Genomic DNA, 19897 nt, shown 5'->3' with positions numbered 1-19897 from the left:
CACAGCAGCCAGATCATGTCATTCAGTATAGGGCTCGACAGCTCCGGCATGCATCGTATAGCTCACGGCAACCTGAGACGCGCCGTCCGAGTAATTGACATCACGCATGGCATGTTCTGCGCGGATCTCACCAGTGATCCAAACGGGATCATACAGACCAGTGACCGCAAACCCGCTTGGATAAGACACATGAACCATTTGGTTTGCGGGCGGCGGTGGAACGTGAATGCACGCCCCCACAGTCGGGACCAGCAAAAACTCGATTGCCTTTTCCCCTTCCATTTCCAACGGCAGCACATACCCGCCCAAGCGGATACTCTGCCCCAGAATTTCGGCGTTTGGGGTGTTGGCAGCCTTTTCCCGCGCTTGCATAACCACCAGCCGCTGCTCGAAGAGCCCATCCACATCAAGCCCTTCAGCCGTGAGTGACTGTCGCAGGCTGGCAGCATCATTGCGCGCGGCTTCATCCAGAGCTTCCGGTGATTGCGTTTCATATCTCAGCAAATTCGCGAGACGCTGCAGCTGATCGGATTCCATGCCTGCAAACGGGTTTTCATATGGTTCTGGCGCGGGCGCCAGATCATCCCAATAGATTTGCGTCGTTTCAGCTTGGGACGCGATCGCCGCCATGCTGAAGACACCGGCCATCAAAATCGTTTTCATGTTCGCTCCGATCATCATATTCGCATCGTCAGGCCATCTGAAAGCGTCATACGGTACACACGAATGGCTGGCGCTAGGCTGGCAAGAACGCTTCCCAGAAGCAAGGCCCCTGCCAACAGGATTTCGTGAACACTGGGCAGCGAAAGTTCCAGATAAATGCCATAGTTTGCCCCAAGGACAGGTGCCGCCAAAGCAATAGCGGCGCTCATCAAGACAAAGCCCAGCACGACACCGGCAAGAGCGACCAGCAAGGCCTCGAGAACAATCATACGAAAAATGGCAAAAGGCGTCGCGCCGACGGACCGCAAGATTGCAAATTCGCGACGGCGCGCTTCTAGCGAGGCCGTCAACATCACGACCATGCCCGCCACACCGACAAGAGCCACGGCAAAGGCCATAATCTGTAGCGCGGTTTCCGCCGTGCCCGTGACCGACCAAAGTGAGAGCAACGCCACATTCGGCATCACTGCGGAAAGAGGTTCGACAGGATAAGAGGCAACCAGCCTCTGCAAAGCGAGCACCGATGTTTTACTGTGAAGTCCCAGAAAGATCGCATTAATCTTTTCGGGTTCGTGCCCGTGGTGATTTGCTTCGTGGTCGTCGTGCGCCTCGTGATCCGATTGCATGACGTTTGTTTCGGACGATGCCGCAAACGGGTCTGCCTGCGCGTCTTCCTTTTGATCGTGAAGCGCATCAAACCCCTCCATTGGCACAAAGACCATACGGTCAACCGCAGTACCCGTGCGCTCCAAAACACCCGTTACGACAAACGGGGCTTCGTCGTGAACGTCGAAAGCGACCGAACCGGCACCGTGGGCATTCACAACGACACTGCCCGGAGAATAGTCAAAACGTTCGGCCACTTCGGCACCAAGAACCGCACTTTCCTTTCCTTGGAACGCAGCCCCCTGTGCAAATTCCAAAGGCTTCCCGCCGGTGTGAAGAAAGTGCTCGAAATAGGTTTCAGACGTCCCGATCACGGGAAAGCCGCGGTGATTGTCCCCCATCATGATTGGAACAGCCCAAGACACCGCAGGGTTGCTTTCGAACATTTCGAAGCTGTCCCAACTTATGCCAGCGCCAGTCGAACCGACGCCAAACACGGTGGCCAGCAATATCTGCACATCGTTTCCACGAGGTGCCACGATCAAATCCAAACCCGACGCGGAATTGGCAAACCCTTCTCTCGCTTCGTTGCGAAGCCGGTCCACCCCCAAGATCAGCGCCGTGCTCAATGCAATGGACAACACCGTCAGAAAAACAACGAACTTGCGGTTCCAGAGGCTCTTTACACTCAGCGTCAGCATTGCACCGCCCCCGCATTGTTCATGTCTCGAAATTCAACCAATCGGTCGAACTGCGTTTCCAGCCTTTGGTCGTGGCTCACGAAAACCAGCGCCGCCCCCGCCGCGCGACATTCGCTTTGAAGCAAGCTGACAAAGGCGTTCCTGGCCTCTTCATCCAGTGCCGAGGTCGGCTCATCCGCGAGGACAACATCTGGGCCGCCGATCAACGCCCTTGCGGCGGCAACCCGTTGCTGCTGGCCTACACTCAAGGACATGGCAGGGGCCTCAAGGATCGCTTGGTCCCGAAGACCCAGTTCTCCGAGCAGGCGCAGGGCAGCAGACCGTGGATCACCCTTGGTTTGCCGCAACCTGCGTTTTGAAAACCGGCAAGGCAGGATGACGTTGTCTATCGCGCTGAGCCAGGGAAGAAGGTTAAACACCTGAAAAATGATCCCCATGTGATCCACACGGAACCGATCCCGTCCGGAGGGCTCCAAGCTTGCAATGTCCTGACCCGCGATCCTCATGCTGCCTGCCGGCACATCAATCACACCAGACAGTGCCGATAGAAAGGTGGATTTGCCACACCCACTTGGCCCCTTAAGAAACACCTGCTCCCCCGGGGCCACTTCGAATGTGGAAACATCCAACGTGTTTTTTGCACTGTCGGGCCATGAGTATTTGAGAGATTGAACGCTGATTAGGGACATGACATTCGTTTTTGAAAAACCAGGATGCGCTAACCCTAGGGTCTATTTTGACCATGACAAGTAGCTGTGCCGTCGTTCCCCCAAATAGCATTTCAGGTAACCACCCCAGCGCTCTTGACTACGCACGTCAAAAGACGCGGTGAGACGCCATAAGAGGCCGCATCACGTTCCTCAATTGAGAGGGCCGAAGAACTGAGGAACACGGAAACTTAGAGCAAGGATAGGCACAAATTTGGCGTTAGAAGAGTTTCAATGGAAGTCAGACCTGCTCCGATTTGACCCAAATCGCTACTTGCAAAGCTGCAAAAACAAGCCGGCGCATCACCATTCCAGCTCCGGGAACAACGCCAAACAAACCCGGAAGTAGTTTCCATCCAAGGCACTGCGTATCTTGAGGAAAAGTGGTGCCCAGGGGCGGAATCGAACCACCGACACGAGGATTTTCAATCCAAATTGGCGAGAACACCCAATTGAAGACAAAAGCCTATTTTATTGAACTATCTTGGGGCAACCATCCGTTTTTAAACAATTTCTTAATCTTGGATAAAACCGATTTAAGCTTCCACCCGACTAACTCCTCGTTCGGATCGCGCTTTGTCCACATTTTGTTCGATGGTACAGAAGTGGTACAGAAACAAGTATCCGGTTGTACCTAGTTTTCGCGATTGGCTCACGGCAAGCAGGCCGCATAATCAAAACAACAAGATGAACCAAACTCTCAACCAGCTCGGGTTGCCCTTGGTCCCAGAAACCCTGACGACGGAAAGAAATTGACGAGTGTAGTCTTTTTCGACTGACGGTCTGCAATGCTGACTTTCGCGAAAGCTGGTTCAGGGTTTGGACCCGCGTTCAACGTGGACATGGATATGGTATGGTGCGGAGGCGGTTACTATGACCGTGTCGTTTTCGCGTGCTCCATAAGCCAAGAAGAACTGCCGCACCCAGCCGCGTTTCCGGAACATGCGTTTGGTTCGGTCGATGTCTGTCATTACAGTTGAAGGGCCACCCCAATCCACGGTTATTTCTTTCGAGCCAGCGGCCTCTTTGCTGCTTCCACCGATGCTGTCGGCTGGGAACTTGTCGAGGAAGTCTCCAATGTAAAAATGACTGTTCCGAAGGTTTCCACCGGTGATACGGCTTCTGCCGAGAAGTTGCCGTTGGGCTTCAGGCACGGAAGGCGACGCAGCTGGTGTTTGTTGCTTGATTAAAGCATCTCTGGTCGGTTGATCCGAAGCCCTCATGATAAGGCTTGTGTCGACCTTACGGCTCGGCGTCGCGATGGTATTGGAAGCAATTTGCGTTGAAGCCTCTTGTGCTTCAGCCAAGCGGGCTGAAACCTCGTCCGAAAACAAGACCCAGGTAACTGCGCCACTCTTATGTTCGTAGGGAACCGAGCGCTCAAGTGGTCGGATATCCTCAAGTTTCCATGGGATGACCCATTTCGAGACCGCGCCGCTGCGGATCATGGAGACCGGGATGCGGTGATGGTGCTGCGAAGCAATCATCTCGGTGGGGCTGAGAGCCTTTCCGCAATCGACGAGCCTGGCCAAGCCCACCACCAGTCCGCTCCCCTTGCGGATCAGGCCAAACCATTCTCTGTGCGAGGTTGCCTGCGAACGCATTTCCCAATCCTTTTGGCCTTCGAGAATGTGTCCAATCCAAGGTTCGTCAATTATCAGGCCCCGCTTTAACATTGTGTTGCGCCTTTCTACTTCAAGAAATCATGTCAGTTCCCATGCGCCCAGTGTATCAGGGCTGGGTATCGGCAAACCATCGCGCCGAAATTGTTCGGCCATACTGTCCGCGATCACTGCATGCTTGCATCGCTTGGGGGTTGCTATGGCTTCGGTCAGCCCCGAGACATCCGCCGCGCTGTCACCCATGGGCCAAAGCGCCTGTTCTGCGAGCTTGCGTTTGCGCTGCATGAGGCTCTGCAAGAGCGCGTCAAAGCTTTGAGCTCCCAGTTCCGGGTGCAGCGCCATCGGGATATGGACCGAGACAGGTCTCGCCTGACCGATGCGGTGGACGCGGTCATTGCACTGCTCTTCGACCGCCGGGTTCCACCAGCGTGAAAGATGAATGACGTGGGTAGCTGCGGTTAGTGTTAGGCCAGTACCAGCTGCCTTTGGCCCAAGGATAAGCAGGTCGAAACCGCCGTCCGCCGTCAGATGCCGCTGGAAGTGGTTTACGATTTCCTGCCGTCTTGGAATTGGCGTGTCGCCGTTGATCACGTCTATCTTTTCAAGCCCAAACAAGTGACGAACGATTTCGGCAAAGCGGAACTGCATGTCGCGATGTTCGATGAAAACCAACACGCGTTCTCCCGCGTCCCTTATCCGATGCAGGATATCGATCACGGCATCCAATCGGGCGCTCTGTGAAATGAATTCCTCAGGCGGCAATGCTGCGGTCGCACCGGGGTGGACCGACACAGAGCGGATGTGGTGTAGTATCTTCAGCGCAGCCCCTGGTCCGCCATTGGCAAGCTTCATCTGTGCGAGGTCATAGGCATCAGCCTGAACCTTTGGCATCAGACGCGGATGGAGGAAACGGCGCTTCTTGGGTAGATCACGCGCAACCTCATCCTTCAGGCGGCGGAGGCCGAGTGGCGGCACAGACCCACGTGGCTTGAAGACACGGCCGTGGAGCTCTGCCATGTTCTCGGCGTCAGGCGTCGCATAAAGTGTCTTGAATTCCGACCCGGAACCCAGGCAACCCGGTGCTATCCGGTCCATGATGGTCCAGAGATCGATGGCAGCATTCTCAATTGGGGTTCCAGTCAAGCCGATCCGAAAATCCGCGTTCATGGCCTCTACCGCCTTGGATGCCAGTGTCACTCGGTTCTTTATGTTTTGAATCTCGTCCAGAACCATCGTGGAGAATGGGATTTTCCCAAGCGAATGCTGGTAGTTTGCTAGCGTTGTGTAGGTGGTTAGGAACCAGTAGCGATGGGCGCGCCCGTCTTCGAAAGCCTCGTCAAGCCAATCGAAATCCAGCTGAGGAAGCCCTGATTGTGTTTCCGTACCGCGCGCGTCATGTCGTTTCTGCGAGCCCAGTGAACTGCCATAAAGGCGGATCAGGGTGCCAAAGCCACGGCCCTCGACGTGCGTGCCAGCTTCCTGTTCCCAGTTCCGGAGCAGCGAGGTCGGCGCAACGACGAGGATCGGACCACGGTTTGCCGCAGTGGGTTGCTTCATGTGCTCTTTCAACCAGGCCAGGAACGAGATGGTCTGGAGGGTCTTCCCAAGACCCTGTTCGTCGGCGTTCAGAACGCCGGGAAGTCCAGCCTCCCAGGCCTCTATTGCCCAGTGGAAACTGACCTTCTGATGCTCATGGAGCGGAGTGCGGATAGCCTCGGGCAGAACGACTGGGATGGAAGGTGCACGCGGGGAAAGTTTTGCCTCCCAGGTCAGGTCATCGAAGTTTTCCTTGGTATCGAGGATGATCGGCCCTTCGGCTTCCTTTGAGTGTTCATCATCTTCTTCACGGACGGCGACGAGCGCCTCACGTCGCTGGATCTCGCCTTCAATGGCGGCAAGCCTTGCAGGGGTGACCTGCACCTCTTCACCACCAATCTTGGCGGGGGTATGTGTGCCTGTCTCCAAGACCGTAGCCATGTGATCACGCAAAGCCTTAAGGTCAGGGTCCGGCAAAGACCTGATTTCTTCAACGAGGTGCGGGGCAAAGACCTCTGGCAACCAGGTTGTGCCGCTACCTTCGCCGATCTCCGGTGTGCGTATGTAGACAGTCACCCCCGTTACCCGTTCCGAGTACTCTAGGCTTTCGATCAGCGCTGGACCGGCGATTGCCTCCACCATCTCGGCCTGCTGCGCATCGTCGAGCCCGTCCAGCTCCCCAGTCTTGGCAAGGTGCCGATTGACAGCTTCTGTGATAAAGGCGCGCGGGTTCTCAACAAAAGCACGTCGCTCCTCGCGCGGGGCTCTTTGGGCACGGACCATTTCCTCGAGGACCGGTGCGGCGCCCTTGTCGATAACAACGTATGCGTTATTGCCGAGCCGGTAGGCCGGTTTTGCGCCATGCTGGTGCAATCCGAACTGGAAGACGGCCAACGCCTCTCCGCTCAGTTCGGCGTTCTCCTCTGAAATGTCATCGGTCAAACCGGCGTTTTCCAACCGCTCTGCCGAATAGGGCACCACGTCGAACTGTCCCAGTGCCTTGTCCGGCGAGATGGAGAAACGGTCGGCGATACGAACTTCGAGACCACGCAGGAAGGCGGTCATCGAGAGACCGGCCATCTCGCGATTGGCAGGCATTTTCGACTCGATTTCGGAGTCTGGTTCGATGGCTCGGCGGAACTCGGCCAAGGCCCGCCAGTGGTCTTCTATAGGCTGGTTGGCGTCGAAGCCGTCAGAAAGTTCAAGCGCGCGTTTCATCCAAAGCGGAATACGGCGGCGCCCCTTGGATGTACGAAGGATCGCACCGATGCGTTTCGGTGTCTCGCGATGACCCTCGCGGAACCATTCGTAGTGGAGTTTGAATTCCGGGCGACCAAGCACGCCGGTCACGTCTGTTCGCAACATCAGGTCAACAGTACGCGGCAGGCCCAAGGCATCGGCTGCCGGTGCAGATAGGCTGGCCGCGGCATCATGGGAAATGCGCAGTAGATCTGGCGCAACCTTGACCTCTCCTGGGTGATTGTCCTTCCACGCTCGCAGATCACCAATCGCAAAAAGCAGGTCGCGATCTTCTGGCGCCAGGTCGGTGAAACTGCGTGTGGAGGGTTTAGCCATGAGGCGGGAGAGCAGCCCCTGCTTTGCCTCAGGAAAGCGGATCTCGATGGCGTCCTCAGAAAAGGTATGGATAGGTGCGTTATCAGACATGCTGCTCGACCCACTGCTCCCAAACAGCCAGTTTTCGACTCTCGCTCCAATAGTGTGTTTGTGAAAGTCGAGAGGAGTTCCGGATTTTCACCGCGTCGTACTTCATCTGGTACAACTTTGGCGCATTCGGATCGTCGGTTCTGAAGATATGGGTTTTGTAGCTGTGGCAACCGTCGACGACGATCTTGTTCCCTATCCTCATAACTAACAGTGAAAGATCACGGATCGCCGTCTGTCGACCAAACCGCGTGGCGGAGTTTTCCTGTCGTCTCAACCTGCTCATGGCAATGCGATGGGCGTCGGAACTGAAGGCCACCCAAGCTTCGTCAATACGGCCCTGGTCATATAGGTCAAGCCAAAAATCCCGGCGTGGTTCCCACATGTGGCTTTCCTGGGACAAGCTTACAATTTCGCAGAAAAACTCCATGTTTTCTCGCGTAAGCCACCGCAGCAGCAGGTTCTTTAGGCCTACATCGAAACCGGGCCAGATGCCGCCTGCATGCAAACGCGGGTCCTTCCAAGCTGCTATGATCCGTTCCGACAGCTCGTTGCGCAGAGAGTCCGGGGGCGTACGATTGCGCCATACAGACAAAAGGGCCTCGACAGCAGGCCCTGCTCCCGCCTGAAGGACTGGTCCGTTTTCGGGCGTCAGCCATTTGAAGAATTTGGACCGAGCCTCCGGTCTTGCAAGGTCTGGAGCCAAGCGTTCGACGAATGTCTTGTGCGCAGCTTTTGCAAGCCCTGACGTGTGGGGGGTGCTTAGGCCTATGGATTTGAGAGCCGTATACGGATCGTCTGAATCCAGCATGATCTTCGCAAGATCCGGTGGCGCGGCATCGGGTTCGAACAGCGAGGGCAAGGTTTCAGTCAGCTTGCGATGGCGCCCCCCGAGTTCGGCTCTGCGTTGCCCAAGAGCTTGAGCGAGCAACCGCGTATGAGAGGCGCCGGGTTCGAAACTTTCGATGTAGACACCAACCATGCCGTTAAGGAAGGCGCCGGGTTGGCGTGTCTCGATCTCCGAAAGATAGAAGCTGCGTACGGGCGCCAAGTCCGCACGTGTTCGCCTTTCTTCATCGAAGACGGCCACAGCAGAAGAGATTACGCGCTGGGTGGTGATGTTTTCCCATTTCCAGTTCTGGACACGAAAAAGCATGTTCAGAGTGAGCTTTTCTCGATCACGGTCCTCCGGTGCTTTGATGGTGGCCGGCCAGCGGGAGAGAATGCTAGTAACCGAGCGGCTGATCTGGTCCAAGGGTGGCAGAACACGATTTCGGAGCGGGTTCGGTTGACCTAGTAGGGCGTTTATGCTGTCCGCGCGTTCTGGTTGGTCGTTCACTGCCGCTCTCCCACCGCTTCAAGAGCCTCGCGGATGACCTCAATCCCACCAGTATCCTGCGGCGTCACCATAATGAACCGTAAGTCGATTCGGCGGTTAGTGGCCCGACCCTCCGGCGTATCGTTTGTCGTGACAGGCCGATCAGGGCCGTAAGCTGCTACGGAAAGCACCGGCTGCTGCTTCAGGTTCAGATGCTGCATCACGCCTTGCGCGGCTCCGGTCATAGCGAAGAACGTACTGTTTGCGCGCGCAGCAGACAGAGACCGATTGACCTGATCCGTTCCCCTGTTGTCGGTATGGCCCTCGATTTGGACAGCCTCAACCAGGGCAAAAGCCGGGTTGCAAGCCTCGTCGAAGCGCGATGCGTCACCAATGGTGAAACAGGGAAGGATCTCGTCAAGACGCTCTGCCAGTTTCGAGACAATTGCCACCTTTTCACGAGTCAGATTCGAACGATTTGAGGCAAATAGCCCTTCGCCTTGGAACCTAAGGGCGTCACTCTCCTCGCTCAGTTCGACCTTGAGGTCCGGAAAATCTGCAAGGATGGCGTCGCGCAATCGGGTCAGAACTTCTCGCCGGGCCATTGAAACGCGCGCAAGGTATGCCTCGAGCGGATCGACCTTTTTCAATTCGGCAAGTTGCGCTTGCAGCTTCTCGATTTCCTCGTCCTTGACCTTAATCTGATCTTCAAGGTCTTGAATCCGTTCCTGCAAGTTCTGGACAAGCTCCTCGAGTTCCATGACGCGCTGTTTCAGAGATTCGTTGTCGGCTTTGAGGGATGAAATTTCAGCTTTAAGGGCGTCCCTTTCTTCAGTCAGCGCCTCAACTTGTGCAGTGAGTTCGGCGACTAGCAACTGAAGGGCCTCCAGTTCCTTCTCTAGGCGCTCGATGGTTTCAGCACGGGTTTCCGCCAAGTCTCGCCATTCGTCGCGCTGTTCAACCATTGCATCAAACCTGCTGATTGGAACTGTCTCGGAATCGCGTGCCTGGCTGGCAAAGAAGGCCAGCAGAATCATCATGATGAACAAGAAACCGACAGTCATGTCGGTCATCGAGACGAAGGCACTTTCTTCCTCTTCTTCTTGCCGGATTTTCTTTGCTTGCGCTCTCATGCTTGGCCTCGCGGTTGACGCGGGATGAAGGTTTCGGCCTGTTCTACGACACTCTTGAGGGTGTCGAGGCCCGGAGCCAGAGCATCACGCATCTGACCGACGTGATCCTGGGCCGAGCCAAGGGCTGAGTCGAGCTGTGCATTGTATTCCTTGAGCGCACGCCCCAGCATAATGTCGATCTGGTCCAGCTTCTCTGCCTCATCCGACAACTGCTCGATAACAGCTCGGGTAGCTTCGAGGTTCCGTCGGATGCCTTCACGTTCGCTGCCAAGCGCAGTCTGGGCGCTTTCCAGTACATGCGCTGCGTTTTCCGCCACTGATGCGGAATTCTGCATCAAGGTTTCCGAAACCGTCTCGACCAGGTCACCGGCGCGGCGAAGGGTGTTTTCGATCCGCTCTTGCGATGCTCGAATCGGTTCGGCTGCGGCCGTCAGGCTCTGGCTGGCGCTCCGGAAGCCTTCGGACGCGCCCTGGATAGCACTTGCACCTGTGTTCATTCCCTGCGCGGCGCTTTGGGCTCCGGATGCCCCACGCTGCACGGCTTCGGCCATCTCGGACAAACGGGTGCCGATGTCCTCAAGGCGCGAGAGTAGTTTTTCACCGATCACGTCGCCCATCTCAGTGCCAAGCTTGGCTATGTCCTGGCTGGTCTGATTGAAGCTGTCGAGAAGCGTGCGGCCAGCCCCTGTGATCGCCTGGCCGGCCTCGTCACTACTGGCAGCCATGCGCTGTCGTGCGGCTTCGGCACTCTCTTGGCTTGCGCTTTCCAAGGTTTTTCGGAACCCTTCGGCCGCGTCCTTCATCTCATCGGCAGCCGCCCTCATGGCCTCGGCCCCCTGGCCGGTATTGTCCCGGATGCTTGACAGCGTATCGTTCATGACAGAGAGCAGACGATCTGCACCGTCGTTCATTGCCTCAGACGCTGTACGCCCGCTTGCGGCTACTTCAGTGCGCATTTCCGTTATGGCACGCGCCATCTCGTCCAGGGCATCACGGAGCCCATCTCCGGCTTGCGAATTCGAGGTATTCATGCGGTCTACCATCAGACCGATCCGGTCGGTTGCTTCACCCAGTGAATCGCTTGCCCGAGTGAGGGCGTTTCCGACGGAATGAGACAATTGTTGGGACAGGTCGCCGACCAGCCCTTCCATGTTGCTGGTTCCCATGGTTGAAACACGGTCGAAAATCGGATCCATCTTGCTGGAGATGGCAGTAGTGATGGCCTCAGGCAGGGCATCGAGCGGCTCTCGAAGTTGGGCGATCATTCCTGTTCCGATTTCGCGAAGATGCTCGCGCTGTTCTGTCGCCGCGCGAAGTTGGCGGAACCCAATGTCTTCCAGGCTTACAAACACCAACCGACGTTCAATCCCGGTACACAGCCGATTGAGAGCCGCTTCGATCCGGTTTTGCCTCGCGCGGAGCAAGAACGTGAAGATTATCGAACAGAACAGACCGACCAGCGACATGACAAACTTGGCAGAGGCAATCTGCATGAAGTCCTGCATGGCACGGTCCATGCCTCCAGATCCCACATTCAGGGACTGCGAAAACTGGTGTAAGGCCGCAACCAGTCCGAGGAAGGTGAGCAGAAGGCCCGCTGACACGAAGGTATTCGGAAAAATGCGATAGATACCTGGGCCGAACTCGAGATCTTCTACATTTAGGAATGATGCAGGTCGGATCGAATTTCGCAGGCGCAGAGGGCCATCAATGTCATCGGGAACCACTGTTTCATTGAATTCGTCAAATGCCTCCCAAACAGCTTCTCGATCCCGATTTGTCCGATAGTTTTCTCGCAGTGACGCACGAAATTCGTCATAGCCCTCGGCGAAGGCTTCGATGCCATCATGCTTGCGCACTCGGGCATCCAGTTCCTTTACGGCCTTCACTTGCCGGGACGTCCGACGCAGGTAAAGGATCCCCGCAATGACAGTGAGTAACAAAAAAAGACCGGCCAAATATCCGGGACGGCTATCGGACAGAGTCAAGGCTTCTGCTAGGGCGATAATGCCGTCTTTCAGAAAAAGTCCAAGGTCATCGCCAAATTCGAATTGCACGTGCTTCTCCCGTCAAGTTCTCTAAGGTTGTATTTGAATCAGATCTGGACCCTAAGGTTGAGGTCTGAGAGATACAAGCCGGGATCCTTCAAGTGGTTCCCGCCGTATCGCACAAATAAATTTTTTTGCGCAGCTTTGCTTTCGAAGATCGGCCATTCTTTTTGGATATCATGACCGTTTGGACTGAAACGCCTCCAACTCGCTCGCCCAGTGAGGCGAAGATCCGCAGCCTGCCCCGAGTACAAGTTCTTTGGATTTCCATTGAAATTCGGGGCGGATGAAAATTGAATGGCCGTGATGTTCGCAGAACTCAACTTGCGGATTTCGCGTTCGCAGTCTTCAGGCATGAGCGGAATTCCTCTTTAGACGCGCAAGTCGGGTTCGGAACCCTCGATCCACAAACGCTCTTGCGCGCAAACGAACGTTTTGATCGATATGCATTTCTCGCTCCCTTTCAGCTGAGAGGCGTTCCTGCGAGGCTACCTGCCTTAATAATCGACTAAAGAGCGCAAACCTCTGATCGTGAATTTTCTTTTTGGTTTCAGAGCTTCGCCGCAAAAACGAATACCCTGCGTCTAAGTACATCTGTGTCCCAGTGACAGCCGCTTTTAAAACGGGTTCCGCGTCGAGCTGAGGGTTGTTTTAGTACTCTTAAATATTCCAACTTTAGAACGAGATACTTCTAGTCTTCGCTTCAGCAGATGCGGCAGCGAGGCTAACTTTTCCCTCGTCAACCCAATTGATCGCCAACTTCGTGACTGGTTTCTGCTGGAAAATCGCGCCGACCAACTTCGCGTAGGCTTCAAGTTGCTGAAGATAGTGTGCGAACCGTTTGCCGGTTTCAGCCACAGCGCCTGTTTTATGGTCTAAAATCAGATATCCATCGGGGCCTTCTGCGAGGCAGTCGACTATCGCGTTGATCTCCGCACCGCTCGAAGCAACAAACTGAAGAGGTAGTTCAAGATGGATACGCTCATATCCTCGGTTCTTCAGCCAGGCAGCCAATTCACTTGCGTAAGCCTGCAACTCGACGACTTTGTCTAGCGGTATCTTAGATGCGGCTGACACCCTTTGAGGATCAATGTCTGGCTCTTGCAGAAAAGCTCGAAGGGCTAAATGTGCGGCGGTTCCGCGCTCGGTTGCGCTTTCAAATTCAAGACCCCTCACTCCCTTTGCGATTTCGAAGTCCTCCACTTCCACTTTCATGGTCTCGAACTCTTGCTCAAGTCCGGAAGGTTGCTGGCGCCATGGTGTGTTTGGTGTAGGAAGTGCTGCACCTGAAGCGTCAAAGCGTCTTTGGGTTTCCACCGCGGCCTCGACGGGAGAATCGAAAATCTCTGGTTTCACTTTGACGCCAATGGTCTGACCAATTGAGAAGCGTTCAGTTCCCACGCGCATTTCGCTCATCTGAATCTCGATGTCAGCTTCCTCCAAAAAGAGATCTACGAAAGAACGGTCTTCTCCAGCGGACGTTTTGCCAATCGATGCCTCTGGCCATTCCAGAACCAATCGATCTCTTGCGCGTGTCATCGCGACATAGAGCTGACGTCTTGCTGTCATTTCATCTTTTGGGCGATGGTGATCCTTGAATGCCTCCGTTTTTTCTTTGATGTCCAGTTTTGGAAAGTATGAAAGTCGCGCTGTCGCGAGCACATTGGATAAGTCTGCAAAGTTGGAGAAGTCCGATTTCATCTCACCTGCGCGAGCGGCAAACTTCTCGTCCAACTGACAAACGAAAACGATGGGCCATTCTCGACCTTTCGCGCTGAACCAGGTGACGAGCTCGACACCTTTTCCAGTGCCCGAGTCAGGACTGGGGCGCGCGTTTGCGCCTGCCTGATCTTTGCGGTCCAGAAGCCATCCTAGAAATACGGACGGAGATTTGCCGAAAAAACCTTCGGCGGAAAGCAACTCGCAGTCCAGGTCAGAAAAAATCTTCGCTTCCTGATGGAGGCGCAAAAGATCTGCGACAAGCCGCTCGCAGTTGGGCTGATCCTTGCACCAAGCCATTAGAGCCGTCGCGTTTAGAACTTTGGCTACAAAGGTTTCTGTTGTTTGCGAAGACGCTTCTGCACTCAGCGTCCTCAAGGGTTCCAGAGCCGAAGATGAGCAAAGTGTGCCTTCGGTCAGTTGCTGAAGTGCGATTTCCACATCCATCCGAGTTGGCCCGAGGGTCAACCATCCTAGTGCAGCGTAACCGTCAGAGGGGTCAGCTGCGAACGCGATGGCGTGACGAGCTAGCTGGATCACCGGGCTATCGTGCCAGCCGGCTTGTTCCATCTGTACTGCTATACCTAGAGCCCGTAGTGCATTGGCGTAGTTGGCCATCTGTGCGTGAGAGGTACAGAGAACCGCGATGTCTTCTTCGATAGCGGGCCGCAAATTTTCGTTTTTCGGATCCACAATAAGAGTACAATCACTGAGCATTGCATCAATCCGCATGGCGACGTTGTGATAAGGACGAGCCTTGTCCTTTCGAGATCCACGCGTGTTCGGGCAGGACAGAATTTCAAGAAATTGGATGTCCTCTTGGGAACGAGAGGCAACAACAGGATGATACTCTTCTCCAAAGAGGCCTTTGGAAAATGCGTTGAAGAACCGCACGAGTTCGGAGCTGCTACGCCAGTTTTTGGGCAGGCGTTCGACGGCTTCAGCGTTCTGGGTCACAAGTGCCTCTGTGAGGCGCACGTCAGCGCCTTGGAACCCCATGATTGATTGCTTTGCGTCACCAACAAGAATGGTTTTTGGTGCTCGCTGAGCGAGCATCCAAAGGAACGCAAATTGCACAGGATTCGTGTCTTGGAATTCGTCGATTACAACGCAGCCGACTTCCCCAACTACCGCCGACAGCACCTCGGGGTTCTCCCGCAAGAGCCTTTCCGCGCCGGACACCATGTCGGCATAATCCACCGCACCAATTTTCTGTTTGGCGACTGAGTAATCGTCGATGATGCTTTGACTGCCCATCACGACAATATCGAGGAGGCGCGAAGCGTCAGCCAAAGGGCCAGGGTGACGCAAGATACCCTCTGCTGCAACCATCACAGCTTGTGCGAGCGTATCATAGCCTTGCGGCGTGGGGTTGCCTCTGACGGAGAGGCGCAGAGCTCGCAGCTCCTTCCAGAGCTTCCAGTTCCGGCTCAGGTCATCACACTTGCGAGCCCTGCTAAGGGCGTCGTAGTTGGCTCGAAAGGCCTTCTTAGCAGCGGCACTGCTGCCGTGGGACTGTTCCAATGATTGCGGGAATTCGTCAAGCAACCGACATACGGCATCGTGCAGAGTTTCTTCTATCTGCGAACCATCAATTTCTACGGCTCCATAGATGTCTTTCAGTTCTAAAACGGACTCGGCAGCTATGCCCAAGCGTTGACCGGAGGTTCCCAGTGCACGCAGCTGATCGATTGTCTTGCGCACAAGTGAGCGAAATTGGTCTTCGGCGGACCCAGCCTGAGGCTTATATGAGAAACCGTAGCGGGCCAAATCGGCATAAATCTCGCTAAACGCATCAGAAGACGCCAAGGCGCGTCGAATAAGGAAATCCGCTTCCGCCTCTTCAATCAAGCGTGGAGACGGAGATCCGCCAAACGCAAATGCATTTTCGCTCAGCAGTCGTTGACCCAACCCGTGGATGGTCGAAATGTAAGCTGTGTCGAGCAGAAGCGTCTCGTCGACCATACCTTCGGAGAGCAAACGGGCTCTCACACGCTCGCGTAGCTCGGCTGCGGCGGCTTCAGTATATGTGACCGCCAGGACTTTCTGCGGACGCACCTCTTTTGACGAAAGCCAGTCCGCCAGCGTTTCCGTCAGGAAGTAGGTCTTTCCTGCGCCAGCATTTGCGGGAATGATCTTGAAGTCTTTCGCCATCGTCAATCCTCACCCTCATCGATGAGAGACAATGCCAGCGCGACAGAATTGTCTTTTAGGGCGTATGGCTCGATCCCGCTTTCCTTTTTGAAAGTTTCAGCGTCAGAGACTCTGCTAAGCTGAATCGTGCCACCGCCAAGTTGCGCGATTGTATGGGTGAGCTTTTCCAGAGCTTTGATCGATATATCAGCATCGACCGCTTCCAGCCCTGGCACGGGTGACGCAACGCCATGCGAAAGCGTCACACCGTCTCTTAAAAGGTGATATGCCATGGCCAGATCGGTTTGACGATCATTCAGTTGTTGGGTTGCTTCATTCTCGGCGCCTGCGATCATGTGCTGATAGAGAGCGACTTGCAGGTCCCATCCTTTTTCCATCCGCTCCCTTCGACCGTCGGATTTCGACGCTTTGAAATCGACGACCATGACCTGTTTGTCTGATAGTTCAATGAGGCTGTCAGCGAAACCATTGAGCCGGAGTCCCAGAGCAGAACCTTCGAGGAACTGCTCGTTTGCCAAGATATTCGCTTTCAAGCTCTCCAGTCGCTCGCGCCAATGCAGAACGATTTTAAGGGCATCGGCCCGATGACTGGCTGCTTCAACTTTCCAAGTGGGCTCTTGAAGGAAAGGCGCCTCTCGCAGCATAGCTTTATCAAAGGACTCGTCGAAACGGGCTCGTATAGCACTCTCATCAGGGATAGGTTCTCCAGCGGGGAAGCAGAGCTCAAGAACAGCATGAAACAAGCTACCTTGAACCAAAACATCCATTTTGGACGGTGACCAATCGACTTGAGAGGCACCCGCTTCATTCATCACCCAAACAAGTGGACTTACCAACATGGTTTCAAGCCGACTCGGCGATTGGCGCTTCATAACCCCATTGTCGTCCTTTCGGGTCCGAAGAACGTCCCGACCCATGTGTAAAAGGCCGTCCTTTGGCAAGGCGACAGGCTGTGCCGGCTTTGGATCTGATAGGGACGCGCGGCATGGCCACGCCTCCAGTGGCACCGTTCCCAAACGTGTCTCCAAACTGCCGTTCGATGCAGGTACGAGGGCACGTTTGAGAAGCGAGAAAGCAGGTGCTTGAGGCCTTTTTTTCCCATCCAGATCACGCTGTGGCATAACAAACAACACATTGTCTGAGGTGGTTCTAAGGTGACGCAAAAACCGCGCGAGGTTGCGATGCAAACGCTCGCTGCGAGTCAGGATGCGCAAACCAGTTGTCTCTTCAATCAGCCGCAATTCGCTGTCCAAGAAAAATGGACTAGTTCCGACGTTTGCCGGGTAGGATGCCCCAGAGAAACCCAAAACAATGAGATGTCGCGTGGGCTTCCTTGGTTCCCTGTCTCCGAACCAGATGTTGACAGCCTCGACCATCCTTTGCGCATTTGATTGAGGCGAAGGGTGGGGTTTCAAATCTCTCAACAAGTCTTCAATGTCGAAATTCGTGTTCCGTTTCGAATTGCATAGCGCGCCCAGTCTCTTTTTCGCTCCGTCGAGAGCGGGCGCAACATCAAAGAAACCTGAAAGGCGGGCAAGCAAGCTGCGATACGATGCCGGGCGTTGACCAATCACAGTCTTCAGGCTCTCCGGTGCGGTTTTGCCGCCATACTCGATTATGGATCTTGCGAACTTTCGTCCTTCGGAGACCGACCAAGGCATCAAAGGAGATATGCAGAGGGATGCAAGGACCATTGGAGGGGGTGCCGGTTGGGCAGCTTGAACAAGCAACCACAAAGCTTCTGTTTCAAGGTCGCGTGATGCCGCCTCGGTCTGCCCGGAAATAGGAATGCCGTTTGCTTCAAACGAGGTTTGCAAAAACATCGTTGGATAACTCGCATCAGGCACCAATAGAGAGATGTCCTGAAGGGATACATTGTCATCCAAGAGCCTTCGCACCATTGCAGCTGCCAAGTCAGCCTCTGAGGCGCGGTCTCTAACCGTTAAAAAGCGAGTTGTGAGGTCTTGGATGGCAGGGGAAGTCGAGAGAGTGAGGTTGTCCTGAATATGCCGGAGGGCTGTGCCAGGCGTTGCAAGCGCCTCTACCAAAGGTCTTGAGGGTGCTGTGCCAAAGCGCTCCGAGAGTGTTTTGTGAAGCGCGCACTCCAGCGGAGTTGCAAAACCATCTGGGGGCGGCGGGCACATGGGGAAAGTTTCAAGTGAGGTGCCACCACTTAAAATGTGGCGCACTGTCGAGAAACCCGACGGGAGGGTTCCTAGGTCGGTGCCGATTTGCCGCAGGGCTTCGATGTGGCTGCGAGCGCGGGAGGGAGGCAGCTTGCCCAGATTTAGATTTTCCAAATCGGCGTCGTGTGTCGCAGACAAAAGAGTTTGATACGCGCTCTCTACAACCGGCCGAACTTGTTCGGGAATTTTCGCATAGCTTGCGGCCCACGGTGCGTCTGGTTTTGAAAGCGCTCTATCCCAATCCGGCTCACACCTTTTGGGCACTAAATAGGCCTCAGCCAAAAGGTCAGGTGTAAGAGTCCGCCACGCCCCGGTTAATGGGTGTTGAGTTTGAAAATTCGACCACTCAAATGTCATGATTACCCCAAATTTCTGTTTTCATTCAATCCGCATTACCCTATTGGCTCGCCCCTTTTTGATCTCTGCCGGCACTCGCCAAAGAGGTAACAGGCACGCCCGTAAAAGCCATAATGCGTTGTGCGCCATGGCCTCGAGCTACTTCCACCAAACGCATCACCACTCCATGACGAGCCTCAATAAGCCGGCCACGCAACTCCTCCGTTATCGTTCCGAACCCGTTTCCCAAGTGCAAATCTGACGTATGAACAAATTTAAAACCAACCATCACGTTACCCCCATCGAATCGAATGGACTAAGCCTGCCCCTAAGCACCGTACTTATTTGACACCCAGGGGTGTCAAAATCTGTCATATCCCTGCGGCCAATTCCAAACTCAAAACTTGACGAGCGGAACAAAATAGAAACAAACTTATGGTAGCGCCTCGAAATCAGAACGGCGCACTACATGCACAAGATCTCGTAACTCCTTTGGTGCGACAACCTCGACATCATCCCCCCACTTGTAGAGGTGCCATGTCATTTCGAGCCATCCCCCTGCTCGAAACCGCACTTCGAGTCGACCATCGCTCAGCCGTTTGGCGACCTGTTTCGGGTGAAATTGCCAGCTCTCAGCTCGGTCAGCTGCTGCTTCACTAAAAAGCCAGACCACGTCGCGAACTTGATCGGGGTTGTGAAAAGAGCCAAACGCAGCCTCCGCATAACTCGAGAGATCGAAATCCGGAGACCGCTCGAACCAGCCTTCCGTCACCTCAGCACTTTCGATCCGATCCAGCCGAAAATGGCGTAAGTTCTGTCCTTTGGCTGGTTGCCGGGCCACAAGATAACGGCGCGCGCCCAGAAGAACACCATAAGGCTCCACTAGCCGTACTTCCTGACCGTAGACGATGCGCATCACGTTGAAGCCTCGGATCGCCTCTGCAATCGCCTCAACAACACCGCGATCTGCACGTGCAACAGGCCCCGGCCGCGCAGCCATACCATAGGCTTCTAGAGCTGTTTCTGCATCTATCTCCGCTATTCGTGCCTTTGTGGACGGTAGCGCCGCCAAAAGCCGGTCCCGCAACGCCTGCAAAGCCTGTCTTTGCCTTACGTCGCCGGGTTCATTGAGGCGAGCCAGAGCAACTTCAATTGCCTCCAATTCCTCCGCTCCATTCAGATGCAACCCGGCCAGAACCGTCGACTTCATCTTCCATCGTCGGATCATGTCAGAATCGGAATCTTCAACAGATACGCTATCGCCGAAAATCTCATGCAGCGCTTGCGTCATTCTCTGTGCTGTACGCCTTGCGACACCAAATTCTTCTTCAATGTCTCTCAGGCTGACACCCATATGTCGCGACATAGCCATGTCAGCCAATCGCAGGATGTCTCGCGCCTTCTCAAAAGACATTTGCCTCGCCCCCATTGGTACTACGCCCGCGAAAAACTGGGCAATGCAACTATACTGAAAGACAGCCCCTAATTGAATTGCAAGTTGTTTTT

11 protein-coding genes are annotated in these 19897 nt (G+C 54.9%); all 11 read right to left on the bottom strand.

Annotation, left to right across the window (positions count from 1 at the left end):
- Positions 1 to 18: 18 nt before the first annotated feature.
- The 11 genes from PH7735_RS01460 to PH7735_RS01405 all read right to left on the bottom strand — a co-directional run bounded on the left by PH7735_RS01460 (position 19) and on the right by PH7735_RS01405 (position 19805).
- Complete coding sequence (locus PH7735_RS01460; protein WP_158503160.1) at positions 19 to 663, bottom strand: DUF3299 domain-containing protein; 645 nt, start codon at positions 661 to 663, stop codon at positions 19 to 21.
- A 14-nt stretch (positions 664 to 677) separates the two neighbouring features.
- Positions 678 to 1970, bottom strand: coding sequence for an ABC transporter permease (locus PH7735_RS01455; protein WP_058309562.1), 1293 nt, complete (start codon positions 1968 to 1970; stop codon positions 678 to 680).
- Complete coding sequence (locus PH7735_RS01450) at positions 1964 to 2659, bottom strand: ABC transporter ATP-binding protein (RefSeq protein ID WP_058309561.1); 696 nt, start codon at positions 2657 to 2659, stop codon at positions 1964 to 1966. Before PH7735_RS01450 ends, PH7735_RS01455 begins: the two co-directional genes overlap by 7 nt.
- An 830-nt stretch (positions 2660 to 3489) precedes the next feature.
- The gene (locus PH7735_RS01445) at positions 3490 to 4281 is read right to left on the bottom strand and encodes a hypothetical protein (protein ID WP_145865241.1); all 792 of its coding nucleotides are present in this window, start codon (positions 4279 to 4281) and stop codon (positions 3490 to 3492) included.
- Between the two features lie 99 nt (positions 4282 to 4380).
- Complete coding sequence (locus PH7735_RS01440; RefSeq protein WP_058309559.1) at positions 4381 to 7500, bottom strand: DEAD/DEAH box helicase; 3120 nt, start codon at positions 7498 to 7500, stop codon at positions 4381 to 4383.
- A complete protein-coding gene (locus PH7735_RS01435; protein ID WP_058309558.1) occupies positions 7493 to 8836 on the bottom strand; it encodes an EH signature domain-containing protein in 1344 nt (447 codons plus the stop codon). The genes PH7735_RS01440 and PH7735_RS01435 overlap by 8 nt, the downstream gene beginning before the upstream one ends.
- Complete coding sequence (locus PH7735_RS01430; protein WP_058309557.1) at positions 8833 to 9948, bottom strand: OmpA family protein; 1116 nt, start codon at positions 9946 to 9948, stop codon at positions 8833 to 8835. Before PH7735_RS01430 ends, PH7735_RS01435 begins: the two co-directional genes overlap by 4 nt.
- Positions 9945 to 12005, bottom strand: coding sequence for a hypothetical protein (locus PH7735_RS01425; protein WP_058309556.1), 2061 nt, complete (start codon positions 12003 to 12005; stop codon positions 9945 to 9947). The genes PH7735_RS01430 and PH7735_RS01425 overlap by 4 nt, the downstream gene beginning before the upstream one ends.
- A 666-nt stretch (positions 12006 to 12671) precedes the next feature.
- Positions 12672 to 15869, bottom strand: coding sequence for a UvrD-helicase domain-containing protein (locus PH7735_RS01415; RefSeq protein ID WP_058309554.1), 3198 nt, complete (start codon positions 15867 to 15869; stop codon positions 12672 to 12674).
- A gap of 2 nt (positions 15870 to 15871) precedes the next feature.
- The gene (locus PH7735_RS01410) at positions 15872 to 18412 is read right to left on the bottom strand and encodes a PD-(D/E)XK nuclease family protein (protein ID WP_058309553.1); all 2541 of its coding nucleotides are present in this window, start codon (positions 18410 to 18412) and stop codon (positions 15872 to 15874) included.
- Between the two features lie 412 nt (positions 18413 to 18824).
- Positions 18825 to 19805, bottom strand: a complete 981-nt coding sequence (locus tag PH7735_RS01405; RefSeq protein ID WP_058309552.1) for a helix-turn-helix transcriptional regulator — start codon at positions 19803 to 19805, stop codon at positions 18825 to 18827.
- Between the last annotated feature and the right edge of the window lie 92 nt (positions 19806 to 19897).

It is taken from the genome of Shimia thalassica (assembly GCF_001458215.1).
GTDB lineage: Bacteria > Pseudomonadota > Alphaproteobacteria > Rhodobacterales > Rhodobacteraceae > Shimia > Shimia thalassica.
This window is presented reverse-complemented; position numbering and strand designations above follow the sequence as displayed.